The following is a 15052-nucleotide window of genomic DNA, read 5'->3' on the forward strand; positions in this document are numbered from 1 at the left end:
TCCCATGTCGTGTCAGATCGTGCCCAGCTTCAGGATCGACACCAGCGCGATCAGCTGGATCGCACTCGCGCCCAGCGCCTTCGGCCACGGCAGGTCGTGGGACTTGCTCACCATTGATGTGAGCAGGCCCGCCGCGGCCAGCCAGGTGATCCAGCCGAGGATCTGGACCAGGGAGTTCTCGCCGCCCAGGAACAGTGCGAAGACCAGGCGGGGGGCGTCCGTGACCGACATGATCAGCATGGAGAGGCCCACCGTCGGCTGCCAGGCGCCGTCGCCGCCCAGCTGACGGGCGAGCGTGTGGGTGACCGCGCCCAGCACCAGGCCGCCGATCACGAAGCCGACGCCCGTGATGATCACGTACGGGATGGCGTTGCCGACCGGCGCGTGGATCGCGTCGTCGCGGGCCTGGTCGAAGCCGAACAGTGCCAGCAGGCCGTAGAGGAAGGTGACGATGAGCGCCGGGCCCCAGACGGGGTAGTCGCGCATCTGCCAGAACGTCGGTGCCGGGCGCGTCACGATGCCGCTCAGCAGCTGCTTCCAGTGCAGGCGCGGGCCCGCGGGCTGGACGGGGGCCTGGCCGGCGCGGTAGGTGTTCCCGTCGCCGTAGGGGTCCTCGTTGATGCTGAAGGCCTGTGTGTGGCCGGGGTTGTTGGCGTACGGGTCGCCCTGGTGCGGTTGCTGGGGGTGGTGCGGTTGCTGACCTTGCTGGGGGTGCGGGTACGGGTCGGCGAAGTACTCCGGCTCGTCGGCTCCGCCGTTGTAACCGCCGCCCGGTTGGTAGCCGCCGTTGTTGTAGCCGCCCCCGTTGTGCGGGGCGGTGTTCTGCGGGGCGCCGTTACCTCCTGCCGGCGGCCATGGCTGCTGTCCGTACGGCGGTGGTGCCTGATTGCCGTACGGCTGCTGCCGCGGTTGCTGCTGCGCTTGCTGCGGGGTGCGGTTGTCCCGGCCGCGTCCGATCCTGAATCCAGCCACTGATCGAACGTACCTGGTCCACCCGGGTCGGGTGGGAGGGGCGGGGGAACTGGGCCGCCTTTGCGGCCTACCTGTGACATCCCCTAAGGGAACCCCGGGGGGTTGTCCACAGGGTCCCGGGCGGGTCCCGGGCAGGTGTCGGCCGGCGCTCAGTCCGTCAGGAACAGCGCACTGGTGAACGTGATCAGCGGGCGGTCCGGCGCGGCCGCCGGGTACAGCGCGATCAGGTCCTCCGTCTCACCGCGGTGCGTACGGACCACCGTGTCCGGCTTCTTGTCGCCGTCGAAGTCCGCGTTGCGGATGAGCAGGGTCGTTTCCGTGGAGGTGGAGGTGGATGTGGATGTGGGCGTGGACGGGGACGGGGACGTGGATGTGGCCTCGGCTTTGGGGGGCGAGGTGGGCTGCCTGCGCAGGGGGGCCGCGGGGAGCGTGCCGGGCGGGGCCTTGAAGCGGTACGGGCCGCCGGGGCGTCCCGGTCCGTCCGGGCCGCCGAGCAGCAGCGTGCCCTTGGCCGCCGTGCCGGGCCCGTGCGGGCGGGCGGAGTACACCAGGTCGTCGTAGCCGTCGCCGTTCACGTCCGGCCGGGGCTCCGGGGCGGAGAGGGCGGGGCCCGCGCCCGGGATCGTGCCGCCGGCGGCGTGCGGGCGGCCGTCGCGGGTGAACGGGCCGCGCAGGAAGCTGAACCGGCCCGAGCTCGCCGTGACGGCCAGATCCGGTTTCCTGTCGCCGTCGAAGTCGCCGCAGACGGGGTGGTCGGGCCACTCGTTGCCGAAGCGGGCGCGGTCCGGGATGCGGAGCGCTACCGCCTTGCCGGTGAGGCCCGCGGGGGAGCCGAACAGGATCTGCAGCGGTACGGGCGGGCGGCCGATGCCGTTGTACGGGGGGTCGGTGGCCACGATCAGATCGGTGAAGCCGTCCTGGTCAAGGTCGCAGGAGGCCTCTGCGTCGAACGCCGAGGGGAGGGTGTCGCCGATCTTGGCGGCGTTCGCGTGCGCGCTGAGCAGCTGGCGCACCGACGGGTCCAGGCCCCGGGAGGCGGAGCCGTACACGATGCCGATGCCGGCGTCGTCGCCGTGGCTGTCGGCCGGGGGCTTCACCAGGTTGTTCAGGACGAGGTCGCGGTGGCCGTCGCCGTTGAAGTCGTCCGGGGTGTGGCTGCCGGTGCCGCGCGGGACGGGATGTCGCTCCGCGCCCGCCAGTCCGGAGAGCGCCGTGGGCGGGGCGTCGCCGTTCTTGGCGGAGTCCGATGAGCCGGAGGCGGGGGAGCCCGTGCAGGCCGTCAGCAGGAGTGCGCAGAGGCCCGTGACCGCCGCGGCGGTCACCGCCGCTCGGGCGGTGGTCCGCATCGGCGGCGCTGTTGCGGCCGAGGCCGTTGCCCGGGGCTCCGCACTGCGGGTTGCCCTTGCGATACGTATCCGCACAGGAGTACCTCGTCCGTCCATCGATGCGCACCCGTCACGGGGCCGCCCCACATGATGCGTCACCCGGGCGGGAAAGCAGAAGCGGCCGGTCCTGCCCCCGAGGCAGGTCCGGCCGCTCGTGCAACGCGGCTTCCGCGACGCGGCGACGCGTTACCGGTCTACTTCACCGGTTCCGGCTCCGGCGCGTCCGCCGTTTCCGGTTCGCCCGCCGGATCGGCGGGGGTCTTCACGGAGTCGAGCAGCAGCTGCGAGACGTCGACCACCTGGATCGACTCCTTCGCCTTGCCGTCGTTCTTCTTGCCGTTGACCGAGTCGGTCAGCATGACCAGGCAGAACGGGCAGGCCGTGGAGACGATGTCGGGGTTGAGGGAGAGGGCCTCGTCGACGCGCTCGTTGTTGACGCGCTTGCCGATCCGCTCCTCCATCCACATCCGGGCACCGCCGGCGCCGCAGCAGAAGCCACGCTCCTTGTGGCGGTGCATCTCCTCGTTGCGCAGACCCGGGACCTTGGCGATGATCTCGCGCGGAGGCGTGTAGATCTTGTTGTGCCGGCCCAGGTAGCAGGGGTCGTGGTACGTGATCAGACCCTCGACCGGCGTCACCGGGATCAGCTTGCCCTCGTCGACGAGGTGCTGGAGCAGCTGCGTGTGGTGGATGACCTCGTACTCGCCGCCGAGCTGCGGGTACTCGTTCGCGATGGTGTTGAAGCAGTGCGGGCAGGTCGCGACGATCTTCTTCGTCGCCTTCGCCTTCTTGGTCGAGTCGTCCTCGTCGTCCTCACCGAACGCCATGTTCAGCATCGCGACGTTCTCCTGGCCGAGCTGCTGGAACAGCGGCTCGTTGCCCAGGCGGCGGGCCGAGTCGCCCGTGCACTTCTCGTCGCCGCCCATGATCGCGAACTTGACGCCGGCGATGTGCAGCAGCTCCGCGAAGGCCTTCGTGGTCTTCTTGGCGCGGTCCTCCAGGGCTCCGGCGCAGCCGACCCAGTAGAGGTAGTCGACCTCCGTGAGGTCCTCGACGTCCTTGCCGACGATCGGGACCTCGAAGTCGACCTCCTTGGTCCACTCGACGCGCTGCTTCTTGGCGAGACCCCAGGGGTTGCCCTTCTTCTCCAGGTTCTTGAGCATCGTGCCCGCCTCGGACGGGAACGCGGACTCGATCATCACCTGGTAGCGGCGCATGTCGACGATGTGGTCGATGTGCTCGATGTCGACCGGGCACTGTTCCACGCAGGCACCGCAGGTGGTGCAGGACCAGAGGACGTCCGGGTCGATGACGCCGTTCTCCTCGACCGTGCCGATCAGCGGGCGCTCGGCCTCCGCGAGGGCGGCTGCCGGGACGTCCTTGAGCTGCTCCTCGGTGGCCTTCTCGTTGCCCTCCATGTCCTTGCCGCCGCCGGCCAGCAGGTACGGGGCCTTGGCGTGCGCGTGATCGCGCAGGGACATGATCAGGAGCTTCGGGGAGAGTGGCTTGCCCGTGTTCCAGGCGGGGCACTGCGACTGGCAGCGGCCGCACTCGGTGCAGGTGGAGAAGTCGAGGATGCCCTTCCAGGAGAACTGTTCGACCTGTGAGACACCGAAGGTGTCGTCCTCGCCCGGGTCCTCCCAGTCGATCTCCTTGCCACCGCTGGTCATCGGCTGGAGGGCGCCCAGCGCCGTCGAGCCGTCAGCGTTCCGCTTGAACCAGATGTTCGGGAAGCCGAGGAAGCGGTGCCAGGCGACACCCATGTTGGTGTTGAGCGAGACCGTGATCATCCAGATCAGCGAGGTGCCGATCTTGATCATCGCGACGAAGTAGATGAGGTTCTGCAGCGTGCCGAGCGCGAGGCCCTTGAAGGCGAGGACCAGCGGGTACGAGACGAAGTACGCGGCCTCGTAGCCCCCGACGTGGTGGATCGCGCCCTCGAGACCGCGCAGGGTCAGGATCGCCAGGCCGATGACGAGGATGACGTACTCGACGAAGTACGCCTGCCAGGCCTTGGAGCCCGCGAAGCGCGACTTGCGGCCGGCCCGGGAGGGCAGGTTCAGCAGCCGGATGGCGATCAGCACGAGGATGCCGACCGTCGTCATCAGGCCGATGAACTCGATGTACAGCTCGAACGGCAGCCATTCACCGATGATCGGGAGAACCCAGTCGGCCTTGAAGAGCTGCCCGTACGCCTGGAGCAGCGTCGGCGGCAGTGTCAGGAAGCCGATGGCGACGAACCAGTGCGCGAAGCCGACGATCCCCCACCGGTTCATCCGGGTGTGGCCGAGGAACTCCTTGACCAGGGTGATCGTGCGCTGCTTCGGGTTGTCGGTGCGACTGCCGGCCGGGACCGGCTGTCCGAGCGTGACGAACCGGTAGATCTGCGCGACGGCTCGGGCGATGAGCGCAACGCCGACCACGGTCAGCACCAGCGACACGATGATCGCGGCGAGTTGCATTTGGGGGCTCCTCGGGCCTGCGAGGGTGGGTTCCAGCGCTACTGAGGTTGAGCTACAGCGCTACTGGCGAGTACTCGGAATTACTAAGCAGTAACTTAATCAGTCTGTGCTGACACTATCCACTTATTCCGCGGCGCTGTAGCCGGGCAGGCGGTGATCTGTGTCGCTCAGGCAAGCCTGGCCCCGCCGCACTAGGCCGCGCACCGCACCGCGCAGCGGTGTGTACACGGCCTCCGCCAGGATCGTCAGGTCCAGGGCGATCCGGTGGTGCTCGGCGTAGTGCTGGTCCAGGAGCGCCGCCTCGTCCCACGGCATCGCGGAGCGGTGGCGTACCTGCGCCAGACCGGTGAGACCGGGCTTGAGTTCCTGCCGCCAGTGTCGCGCACCGGCGAGGCTGTTCCGTTCGTCGCCCGGCGCGAGCGGTGCGGGTCCGACCAGGGAGAGTTCGCCCCGTACGACGTGGGGGAGCCGGGAGATCACGTTCAGCCGCAGCCGTCGGGTGCGCAGCGACCGCAGTACGAAGGGCCTGCCCGCGAGTCCCGCGCGGGGGGAACGGGTCAGTACGCCGCCGGGGCGCCGCTGTACGGCGAGTGCGAGGGCCGCCGCCGCGAGGAGCGGGGCGGCGAGTAGCAGCAGCAGTGAGCCGAGGATCAGGTCCAGGACGCGCTTGGCGGTGGGGCGGGGCGGGGACGTGGGGGTCAGGGTCCTCAGGGCTTCGAGGGCGCGCGCCGTGAGGGGTGTCCTCGGGGGCTGCCACGGACGGCGCGCAGATCCGAATCCGGGTCCGAATCCCGGTCCGGGCCCCGGCCCGAACCCCGATCCGAACCCCGGTCCGAAGCCGGGTCCGGACCGCGGCCGGGGGCGCGATCCCTGCGCCCGTCTCTGCCACTGCGTCCGCCACCGCGCCCGCCGCTGTCGCTGCCTCTGTTTCTGTGTCTGCATCGTTCGCCCCTGCCTGGGTCGGCCGCCTGGAGTCACGGACCGAGTGCCGGTTTTGTGGCGGCTCACGGCATTTTGTGACAGAACGATCCCATGGCGCGATGATGGGGAGGGGTTGCGTGGCTAGTGGGGCGGGCAGGTGTCGCCGCGCAGCCGGTTCGGATCCGTCCCTGTGTGACCCGTATGCGGCAGATGTTCACCATCACGAAACGGACAATGCGCTGGTGGCGCGTGGTGTGTGCACGATAGTTGAGTCGCCTCGACTCAGGTCTGTTGACTCCGGGAGCGATGTCATGCATCCTTGAGCCAGATCCACTCAAGTAGTCAGTTGGAGGAATTGAAATGGCACGTGCGGTCGGCATCGACCTGGGCACGACTAACTCCGTCGTCAGCGTTCTCGAAGGCGGCGAGCCCACCGTCATCACCAACGCCGAAGGCGCCAGGACCACGCCGTCCGTCGTCGCCTTCGCGAAGAACGGCGAGGTACTGGTAGGCGAGGTCGCCAAGCGCCAGGCAGTGACGAACGTCGACAGGACGATCCGTTCGGTCAAGCGCCACATGGGCACTGACTGGAAGATCGAGATCGACGGCAAGGGCTTCAACCCGCAGCAGATGAGCGCCTTCATCCTGCAGAAGCTGAAGCGCGACGCGGAGTCCTACCTGGGCGAGAAGGTGGCCGACGCGGTCATCACCGTCCCGGCGTACTTCAACGACTCCGAGCGTCAGGCGACGAAGGAGGCCGGCGAGATCGCGGGCCTGAACGTCCTGCGTATCGTCAACGAGCCGACGGCCGCCGCACTGGCGTACGGGCTCGACAAGGACGACCAGACGATCCTCGTCTTCGACCTCGGTGGCGGCACCTTCGACGTGTCCCTCCTGGAGATCGGCGACGGCGTCGTCGAGGTGAAGGCCACCAACGGTGACAACCACCTCGGTGGTGACGACTGGGACCAGCGCGTCGTCGACTACCTGGTGAAGCAGTTCGCCAACGGGCACGGCGTGGACCTGTCCAAGGACAAGATGGCTCTCCAGCGTCTCCGCGAGGCCGCGGAGAAGGCGAAGATCGAGCTGTCGTCCTCGACGGAGACCTCGATCAACCTGCCGTACATCACGGCGTCGGCCGAGGGCCCGCTGCACCTGGACGAGAAGCTCACGCGCTCGCAGTTCCAGCAGCTCACCGCGGACCTCCTGGACCGCTGCAAGAACCCGTTCCACAACGTCATCAAGGACGCGGGCATCCAGCTCTCCGAGATCGACCACGTCGTTCTCGTCGGTGGCTCGACCCGTATGCCGGCCGTCGCCGAGCTCGTCAAGGAGCTCACGGGCGGCCAGGACGCCAACAAGGGTGTGAACCCGGACGAGGTCGTCGCCATCGGCGCCTCGCTCCAGGCCGGTGTCCTCAAGGGCGAGGTCAAGGACGTCCTGCTCCTCGACGTGACCCCGCTGTCCCTCGGTATCGAGACCAAGGGAGGGATCATGACGAAGCTCATCGAGCGCAACACCACGATCCCGACCAAGCGTTCCGAGATCTTCACGACGGCCGAGGACAACCAGCCGTCCGTGCAGATCCAGGTCTACCAGGGCGAGCGCGAGATCGCGGCGTACAACAAGAAGCTCGGAATGTTCGAGCTGACCGGTCTGCCGCCGGCCCCGCGCGGTGTGCCGCAGATCGAGGTCGCCTTCGACATCGACGCCAACGGCATCATGCACGTCGCTGCCAAGGACCTCGGCACCGGCAAGGAGCAGAAGATGACCGTCACCGGTGGCTCCTCGCTGCCGAAGGACGAGGTCAACCGGATGCGTGAAGAGGCCGAGCAGTACGCGGACGAGGACCACCGTCGCCGCGAGGCCGCCGAGTCGCGCAACCAGGGCGAGCAGCTCGTCTACCAGACGGAGAAGTTCCTCAAGGACAACGAGGACAAGGTCCCCGGTGACGTGAAGACGGAGGTGGAGACCGCGCTCACCGAGCTGAAGGAGAAGCTCAAGGGCGAGGACACCGCCGAGATCCGTACGGCCACCGAGAAGGTCGCGGCCGTCTCCCAGAAGCTGGGCCAGGCGATGTACGCCAACGCCCAGGCCGAGGGTGGCCCGCAGGCCGACGGCCAGCCGGGCGCCGAGGGTGCGGAGCAGGCCCAGGGCGATGGTCAGGACGATGTCGTCGACGCCGAGATCGTCGACGACGAGAAGGACACCAAGGGCGGTGCGGCGTGACCGAGGAGACTCCGGGCTTCGAGGAGAAGCCCGACGTCCCCTCCGGCGCCACCTCTGACGACGCCGGGACGGAGGCCGCTGCCACCCCCTCTGCCGAGGAGGAGGCGGCGGCCCCCGCCGGGGACGCGAACCAGACAGCAGGTCTGACGGCTCAGCTGGACCAGGTCCGTACCGCGCTCTCGGAGCGCACGGGCGACCTCCAGCGGCTCCAGGCCGAGTACCAGAACTACCGCCGCCGCGTGGAGCGCGACCGGGTCACGGTCAAGGAGATCGCGGTCGCGGGTCTTCTGTCCGAGCTCCTGCCCGTGCTCGACGACGTCGGCCGGGCCCGGGAGCACGGCGAGCTCGTGGGCGGGTTCAAGTCGGTGGCCGAATCGCTGGAGACGGTCGTCGCCAAGCTCGGCCTCCAGCAGTTCGGCAAGGAGGGCGAGCCCTTCGACCCGACGATCCACGAGGCCCTGATGCACTCGTACGCACCGGACGTCACCGAGACGACCTGCGTGGCGATCCTGCAGCCTGGGTACCGGATCGGTGAGCGCACCATCCGTCCCGCACGGGTGGCGGTGGCCGAACCCCAGCCGGGGGCGACCCCGGCGGCCGCGAAGGACGCTGACGAAGAGCAGGCAGGCGACGAGGAGAGCGGTGGCGGCGAGGAGGTCTGACATTCTGTCCGACCACTCGGTTGCACACCGCCCGGCCGACGGGGCCGATCGTCTGGATCATGCCGGACTCCATGAGTCCGGCATGATCCGATCGAGAGGCCCCGGGCCGGTCGTCCGGAAGGAGGGACGTCGATGAGTACGAAGGACTTCGTCGAGAAGGACTACTACAAGGTTCTCGGCGTCCCCAAGGACGCCACGGACGCCGAGATCAAGAAGGCGTACCGGAAGCTCGCGCGCGAGTTCCACCCGGACGCCAACAAGGGTGACAACAAGGCGGAGGAGCGCTTCAAGGAGGTCTCCGAGGCCAACGACATCCTCGGTGACACCAAGAAGCGCAAGGAGTACGACGAGGCCCGCGCCCTCTTCGGCAACGGCGGCTTCCGCCCCGGACCCGGCAGCGGCGGCGGCAACTTCAACTTCGACCTGGGGGACCTCTTCGGAGGGGCCCCGGGTGGCGGCCAGGGCGGCGGAGCCGGTGGCTTCGGCGGCGGTGGCGGTGGCGGCGGTCTGGGCGACGTGTTCGGCGGCCTCTTCAACCGCGGTGGCGGCGGCGCCGGCACCAGGGTGCAGCCGCGCCGCGGCCAGGACATCGAGTCCGAGGTGACGCTCAGCTTCACCGAGGCGGTCGACGGGGCCACGGTCCCGCTGCGGATGTCCAGCCAGGCGCCCTGCAAGGCGTGCTCGGGCACCGGCGACAAGAACGGCACCCCCAGGGTCTGCCCGACCTGCGTCGGCACCGGACAGGTCTCGCGCGGTACCGGCGGCGGCTTCTCGCTCACCGATCCCTGCGTGGACTGCAAGGGCCGGGGCCTCATCGCCCAGGACCCGTGCGACGTCTGCAAGGGCAGTGGCCGGGCGAAGTCCTCGCGGACCATGCAGGTGCGGATCCCGGCGGGCGTCTCCGACGGCCAGCGGATCCGGCTGCGCGGCAAGGGCAGTCCGGGCGAGCGCGGCGGACCGGCCGGCGACCTCTACGTCGTCGTCCACGTCGACGCCCACCCCGTCTTCGGCCGCAAGGGCGACAACCTCACGGTCACCGTGCCCGTCAGCTTCACGGAGGCGGCGCTCGGCGGCGAGGTGAAGGTGCCCACGCTCGGCGGGCCCCCGGTCACGCTGAAGCTTCCGGCCGGCACGCCCAACGGGCGCACGATGCGCGCCCGCGGCAAGGGCGCCGTGCGCAAGGACGGCAGCCGGGGCGACCTGCTCGTCACCGTGGAAGTGGCGGTCCCCAAGGACCTGGGCACGGACGCCCGGGACGCCCTGGAGGCCTATCGCAAGGCCACCGCGGACCAGGACCCGCGGGCGGAGCTGTTCCAGGCAGCGAAGGGAGCTTGAGATGGACGGCCGCCGCCGTAATCCGTACCAGCTGACCGACGAATCCCCGGTGTACGTGATCTCGATCGCGGCCCAGCTCTCGGGTCTGCATCCCCAGACGCTGCGCCAGTACGACCGCCTCGGCCTGGTCTCTCCCGACCGCTCGGCCGGGCGCGGACGGCGCTATTCGGCCCGCGACATCGAGCTGCTGCGTACCGTGCAGCAGCTGTCGCAGGACGAGGGCATCAACCTCGCCGGCATCAAGCGCATCATCGAGCTGGAGAACCAGGTCGCCGCGCTCCAGCAGCGGATCGCCGAGCTCTCGGCGGCCGTGGACGGGGCGGATGCGGCGCTGCAACAGCGCGAGGCGCAGGTGCACGCCTCGTACCGGCGCGATCTGGTGCCGTACCAGGACGTGCAGCAGACCAGCGCACTGGTCGTCTGGCGGCCCAAGCGGCCGAAGGACTGAGGGGGCCGAACCCCTGCGCAGGAGCCCGTCACCCCGGAACGCCGGGGGTGGCGGGCTCCTGCGGTGTCCCGGGCGGCACGGCAGGCTCGACGATGCCGGAGCGGACGAGGAGTGCGCCGAGGTGGGTGCGGCTGGTGGCGCCGAGGGTCTGCATGAGTTTGGAGATGTGGGCGCGGCAGGTGCGGACGCTGATGCCGAGCTTCTCGCCCACGGCCCGGTCGGCGTATCCCTCGACCAGGAGGCGCGCGATGCTGTGCTGGACGGCGGTGACGGGGGCGCCGGGGACGGCGGTCGGCAGGTTCTGGGTGAAGGGTGTCGCGCCGGCCCAGAGCGTTTCGTAGACCTGGACCAGGTAGCGGACCAGGGCGGGGTGGCGGATCTCCAGGGCCACGCTGCCGTCGGGGTCGGCGGGGATGTAGGCGATCTCGCGGTCGAAGATGAGGAGGCGTCCCACGGTCTGCTCCATCGTGCGGATCCGGAGAAGATCGGAGGGGATCTCCGTCAGGTACTCCTTGAGACGGGGGCTGTAGCGCGCCGGGTGTTGGTAGAGGTGCCTGAGCCGTCCCCCTGCCGCGATGACGAATCCGGCGTTCTCCAGTCCCTGCCGCATGTTGTGGGCCATGCGGTTGCCGCCGGGCTGGGCGGTCAGGACTTCCTCTCTGGCGGACTTCGACGCGTTCCGGATCGCCGCGCGGATCCGGTCGTTCCCTTCGAGCACGGTGATCGAGAGATTGGGGTCCGTACCGGCCGGCGCCGCCAGCGGCACCAGTGAGCTGGTCAGCGCGGTGACGAGCCGGACACGTTCGTCGATCTCCCGGCTGAGGGGCTGGAGCAGTTGGCCCAGGGCCGCGGGCGGGGGGACGGGACGCAGCCAGGTGTCGTCCTGCGGATCGGGGAGGAGCAGCGCGAGGTCGACGAGGCAGGGTGCGGGGCCGAGCGCGCTCCGGGCGATGCGTCCTGAGCGGAGGGCCTCCGTGTAGAGGGTGACGGCCGCTTCGCACAGTTGCCGCTCGCTGTGGGGGTGCACCGCCGGTCCGGTCATTTCTGGGTGCGTTCCGCGATGCCGGACTGGACGAGGAGTGCGCCGAGGTGGGTGCGGCTGGTGGCGCCGAGGGTCTGCATGAGTTTGGAGATGTGGGCGCGGCAGGTGCGGACGCTGATGCCGAGCTTGCGGGCCACGACCTGGTCGACGTGTCCCTCGGCCAGGAGGCGGGCGATGCTGAGTTGGGCCGGGGTGACCGAGGCGCTGGGCGGGGCCGGCTGGAGGGGTTCGGTGAGCGGGGTGGCCTGGGCCCACAGGACCTCGTACACCTGGATCAGATAGCGGACCAGCGCGGGGTGACGGATCTCCAGGGCGACATCCCGCTCGGCGTTGGCGGGGATGAAGGCCACGGTCCGGTCGAAGACGAACAGCCGCTCGACCGTCTGCTCTATGGTGCGGACCTGGATGTGGCCGGGCGGCACCTCGTCCAGATACGCCTTGATGGCGGGGCTGTATCGGGCCGGGTGCTGGTAGATGTGGCGGAGCGTGGCGCCCCGCTCCACCGTCGACAGGGCGCGGGACAGCGCCTTCTTGAGCTGCTCGACCGGACGGGTGCTGCCCGGTTGCAGGGTCAGGATCTCGTCCTGCGCGCTGTCCAGGGCGTTCTGGATGGTCCCCTCGATCAGCGGGATGCCTTCGAGGACGGTGATCGCGAGGTTGGGATCGGTACTGGCGACGGAGGCCAGGGGAGCCAGCGAGTCGGCCAGCGCGGCGGACAGCCTGATGCGTTCGTGGATCTCCCGGATGACGGGTTGCAGCAGGTGCGTCAGAGCGGCCGACGGCGGGACCGGACGGAGCCAGGCGCTGTCCTGCGGATCGGGGTGAACGAGCGCCAACTCCATGAGGCAGGGAGCGGCTTCGAGTGCGGTCCGCTCGATTCGCCCTGCGCTCAGTGCCTCCGTGTAGAGCCTGACGCCTGCTTCGCACAGTTCGCGCTCTCCGTGCGAGTGTGTCGTTATGTCCGCGTCTCTGCCCATTCATGCCCCCCCACTTTTGGCAGTGCAGCAAGATGACGGTGGTGGCAGCGTATCGGCCGAGGCAGTGTGGGGGTGTCGGGGGAGCCGGGAACTCTCCCGGCTTTCATCAGGGCGCGGCCACACCTCTCCCCCGTCGTGTGGTCAGGCCTTGGCCCGAGGGGTGGGGAATCCTGCGGGTGCCGCTCAGTCAGGAATCCTGATCCAGGATTCCTGACTGAGCGATCAGGTAACCGAGCTGGGCGCGGCTGGTGCTGCCGAGGGCGACGGCGAGCTTGGCGACGTGCGCCCGGCAGGTACGGACGTTCATGCCCAGTCGGCGGGCGATGGAGTCGTCGACATGGCCCTCGATGAGGAGCTGAGCGATGGAGCGCTGGACCCCGCTGATGCCCAAGGGGGACGGTTCGTACTTGAGGTCCTCACGCAACGGGGCGGCCCGGGTCCAGAGTTGCTCGAACACGTTGGCCAGGTACTCGACCAGACCGGGGTGGCGGAGTTCCAGGGCGACCTGGCGGTCGTCCTGAGCGGGAATGAAGGCCACGGTCCGGTCGAACACGATCAGACGCTCGATGAGCTCTTCGAGCGTCCGGATCTCCACGTTGCCGTCGGCCATGCGGTCCGCGTACGCGAGCGTGCTGGGGCTGTGGCGCACGGTGTGCTGGTAGAGCGTGCGGATGCTCACCCCGCGGTCGACCACGGACAGTCCGCGTTCGAGGGACTTGCTGAGGCGGTCCTCGATCCGGCCGCCGCCGGGCTGGACGGTGAGGACTTCGGTGCGGCACTCTGCGGTGGCCAGGTCGAGGGCGGCGTTGATCCTGTTGACCCCCTCCAGCACGGTGATCGCGTGGGTGCTCGGCGGACCCTGGGTGCTGATGTCCATGAATGGCTCGAACGACTCGGTGAGCTGGATCGAGTGCCGGCGGCGTTCCAGGATCTCGCGCTCCACGGGGTGCAGATGCTGCGCGAGCGCGGCCGACGGCGGAACGGGGCGGAGCCAGGCCGGGTCGTCCGGATCGGGATGGAGCAGGGCGAATTCGATGAGGCAGGGTGCGGGCTCGACTTCGGCGCGCGTGATGCGTCCCATGCGCAATGCGCTGGCGTAAAGACGGCCTCCCGCCTCGCATAGTTCGGTGATCCCATGAGGATGTGCCGGATTTATGTTTCTTGTGGCCATATCTTCACCCCCCAGGTTCCTGAACATACAGGAACATGATGCATCTCCTCAGTGGTGCTCGCGTGCTCAGATGGGACATCGTCTTAGGTGCGGGGGAGAAGAATCCACAAGTGAGGACGAAGCCGACTATGTATAAGCGAATGCTTCGCTCGGCGCTTGCCGCCTCGTTCGTTGCGGCCCTGGGTGTGGGGCTGTTGGGCGTCAGCGACATCGGCGGGAGCGAGGGGGCTGCCGCCGGCGGTGACATCGGCTGGACCGTCAAGGCCGCGGCTTCCGATGACATCGGCTGGACCGTCAAGGCCGCGGCTTCCGACGACATCGGCTGGACCGTTCGGGCTGCGGCTTCCGACGACATCGGCTGGACCACCCCGCCCGGCAACGCGGGCGACATCGGCTGGACCACCGCGCCCGCGGACAGCAATTCGTCCACTCCGGCCCACACAGTCGCATGACCACCCCGCCGGACGACCGGACCTTCAGGCGTGAGATGGCGACCGCCTACCGCTCAGGGTGGCATTTCATCGACCTCGTCACGGCACTGCCCCACCGTGGTGATTCGTTGATGGTCACTCTGTTCGGCGACCCGGTCGTCGTGGCGCGCGAGGACGACGGAGAGGTTCGCGCCTACCGTTGCCTGCGCAAACCACGCGGCGCCCCGCAGCCCGTCCGCTGCGCCGTCCGGTACGACATGATTTTTGTGAACCTCGCACAGCGTGACCACCAGCTGTTCGAACCCGAAGCCATCGCCGCCACCCCCCGCAGTGCCTGAGCGATCCCCCGTCGTTCCACGTCGCTCAGACACTCCCCCACACAACGGCGCCACCGTGACCTGAACACGGTGGCGCCGTTGTGCTGTCCGCTCGCGGCCGGCCGCGGTCAGCCCCTGCCGAGCGCCCGGTCCAGGGTGATCTCGATGACGACCCGGTCCGGGTTGGGTGACGGCGTGCGCCCGTAGCGCTCCGTGTGGCGGCGTACCGCCTCCTCGACCCTGCCCTGCTCCGTACGCACCCTGGCGACGCCCTCCAGGGTCGCCCAGCGGCGTCCGTGCACCTGGCAGGCCGCGACGCGGGCGCCTTCCGGGCCCGCGGCCAGGATGTTGGCGACCTTGCGGCTCTTCCGGTTGGTGATGATGCGGGCGAGGCCGGCCTCTGGGTCGTACGTCACGCACACCGGGACCACGTGCGGGGTGCCGTCGGGGCGGGGTGTCGTGAGGGTGCACAGGTGGTGCTCGCGCCAGAAGGAGAGGTACTCGGGGTCCGGGCTGTGTACGTCGACTGCCATGGGGCCAGCGTAGGAGTGCGGGGGGCGCCCTGCGGTGGCGGGCGGCCGGAGCGGCCGGTTCACTCGGAACATCGCAACCTTGGCGGAGGGCCCGGAAAGGGCGCCGTTTTTGCCTTGAGTGGAATAGACTCAACTTTGTGCACGTTGATCGTGTCAGAAGTGAGTAC

At 69.2% G+C, this 15052-nt stretch carries 14 protein-coding genes; 6 read left to right on the plus strand and 8 right to left on the minus strand.

The window, feature by feature from the left end; translation table 11 throughout:
• Positions 1 to 12: 12 nt before the first annotated feature.
• The 4 genes from ACFVJX_RS30005 to ACFVJX_RS30020 form a co-directional block, all read right to left on the minus strand.
• Complete coding sequence (locus ACFVJX_RS30005) at positions 13 to 972, minus strand: Yip1 family protein (RefSeq protein ID WP_384195689.1); 960 nt, start codon at positions 970 to 972, stop codon at positions 13 to 15.
• Positions 973 to 1121: 149 nt separating this feature from the next.
• The gene (locus ACFVJX_RS30010; RefSeq protein ID WP_384122971.1) at positions 1122 to 2318 is read right to left on the minus strand and encodes an FG-GAP repeat domain-containing protein; all 1197 of its coding nucleotides are present in this window, start codon (positions 2316 to 2318) and stop codon (positions 1122 to 1124) included.
• Between the two features lie 233 nt (positions 2319 to 2551).
• Entirely contained in the window at positions 2552 to 4819 is a 2268-nt protein-coding gene (locus ACFVJX_RS30015) for a (Fe-S)-binding protein (protein ID WP_384122973.1), read from the minus strand.
• A gap of 123 nt (positions 4820 to 4942) precedes the next feature.
• Positions 4943 to 5530 (minus strand): sugar transferase, encoded by a 588-nt coding sequence (locus tag ACFVJX_RS30020; protein ID WP_384123060.1) that lies wholly within the window; start codon positions 5528 to 5530, stop codon positions 4943 to 4945.
• A gap of 570 nt (positions 5531 to 6100) precedes the next feature.
• Between ACFVJX_RS30020 and dnaK the strand changes: the two genes are divergently transcribed.
• The 4 genes from dnaK (at position 6101) to ACFVJX_RS30040 (ending at position 10414) form a co-directional block, all read left to right on the plus strand.
• Positions 6101 to 7969, plus strand: coding sequence for a molecular chaperone DnaK (gene dnaK / locus ACFVJX_RS30025; RefSeq protein WP_384122975.1), 1869 nt, complete (start codon positions 6101 to 6103; stop codon positions 7967 to 7969).
• Positions 7966 to 8631, plus strand: coding sequence for a nucleotide exchange factor GrpE (gene grpE / locus ACFVJX_RS30030; protein ID WP_384122977.1), 666 nt, complete (start codon positions 7966 to 7968; stop codon positions 8629 to 8631). Before dnaK ends, grpE begins: the two co-directional genes overlap by 4 nt.
• 132 nt (positions 8632 to 8763) lie before the next feature.
• The gene (gene dnaJ / locus ACFVJX_RS30035) at positions 8764 to 9966 is read left to right on the plus strand and encodes a molecular chaperone DnaJ (RefSeq protein WP_384122979.1); all 1203 of its coding nucleotides are present in this window, start codon (positions 8764 to 8766) and stop codon (positions 9964 to 9966) included.
• 1 nt (position 9967) lies between these two features.
• The gene (locus ACFVJX_RS30040) at positions 9968 to 10414 is read left to right on the plus strand and encodes a heat shock protein transcriptional repressor HspR (RefSeq protein WP_384122981.1); all 447 of its coding nucleotides are present in this window, start codon (positions 9968 to 9970) and stop codon (positions 10412 to 10414) included.
• 28 nt (positions 10415 to 10442) lie between these two features.
• Here the strand turns inward: ACFVJX_RS30040 and ACFVJX_RS30045 are convergent, their stop codons facing one another.
• The 3 genes from ACFVJX_RS30045 to ACFVJX_RS30055 all read right to left on the minus strand — a co-directional run bounded on the left by ACFVJX_RS30045 (position 10443) and on the right by ACFVJX_RS30055 (position 13631).
• The gene (locus ACFVJX_RS30045) at positions 10443 to 11456 is read right to left on the minus strand and encodes a LuxR C-terminal-related transcriptional regulator (RefSeq protein ID WP_384122983.1); all 1014 of its coding nucleotides are present in this window, start codon (positions 11454 to 11456) and stop codon (positions 10443 to 10445) included.
• Positions 11453 to 12433: a LuxR C-terminal-related transcriptional regulator gene (locus ACFVJX_RS30050; protein WP_384122985.1), complete on the minus strand. Its 981-nt coding sequence runs from the start codon at positions 12431 to 12433 to the stop codon at positions 11453 to 11455. The genes ACFVJX_RS30045 and ACFVJX_RS30050 overlap by 4 nt, the downstream gene beginning before the upstream one ends.
• A gap of 187 nt (positions 12434 to 12620) precedes the next feature.
• Positions 12621 to 13631: a helix-turn-helix transcriptional regulator gene (locus ACFVJX_RS30055; RefSeq protein ID WP_384122987.1), complete on the minus strand. Its 1011-nt coding sequence runs from the start codon at positions 13629 to 13631 to the stop codon at positions 12621 to 12623.
• Positions 13632 to 13744: 113 nt separating this feature from the next.
• Here ACFVJX_RS30055 and ACFVJX_RS30060 point away from each other — a divergent pair, with 113 nt between their 5' ends.
• Together ACFVJX_RS30060 and ACFVJX_RS30065 are read left to right on the plus strand one after the other, a co-directional pair.
• On the plus strand, positions 13745 to 14056 hold the full coding sequence (locus ACFVJX_RS30060; RefSeq protein WP_384122989.1) for a hypothetical protein: 312 nt from the start codon (positions 13745 to 13747) through the stop codon (positions 14054 to 14056).
• On the plus strand, positions 14053 to 14373 hold the full coding sequence (locus ACFVJX_RS30065) for a (2Fe-2S)-binding protein (protein WP_123460200.1): 321 nt from the start codon (positions 14053 to 14055) through the stop codon (positions 14371 to 14373). The genes ACFVJX_RS30060 and ACFVJX_RS30065 overlap by 4 nt, the downstream gene beginning before the upstream one ends.
• Before the next feature lie 107 nt (positions 14374 to 14480).
• Here the strand turns inward: ACFVJX_RS30065 and ACFVJX_RS30070 are convergent, their stop codons facing one another.
• Entirely contained in the window at positions 14481 to 14885 is a 405-nt protein-coding gene (locus tag ACFVJX_RS30070; RefSeq protein ID WP_384122991.1) for a pyridoxamine 5'-phosphate oxidase family protein, read from the minus strand.
• Positions 14886 to 15052 lie beyond the last annotated feature (167 nt).

This window comes from Streptomyces sp. NPDC127177, from assembly GCF_042672475.1.
GTDB lineage: Bacteria > Actinomycetota > Actinomycetes > Streptomycetales > Streptomycetaceae > Streptomyces.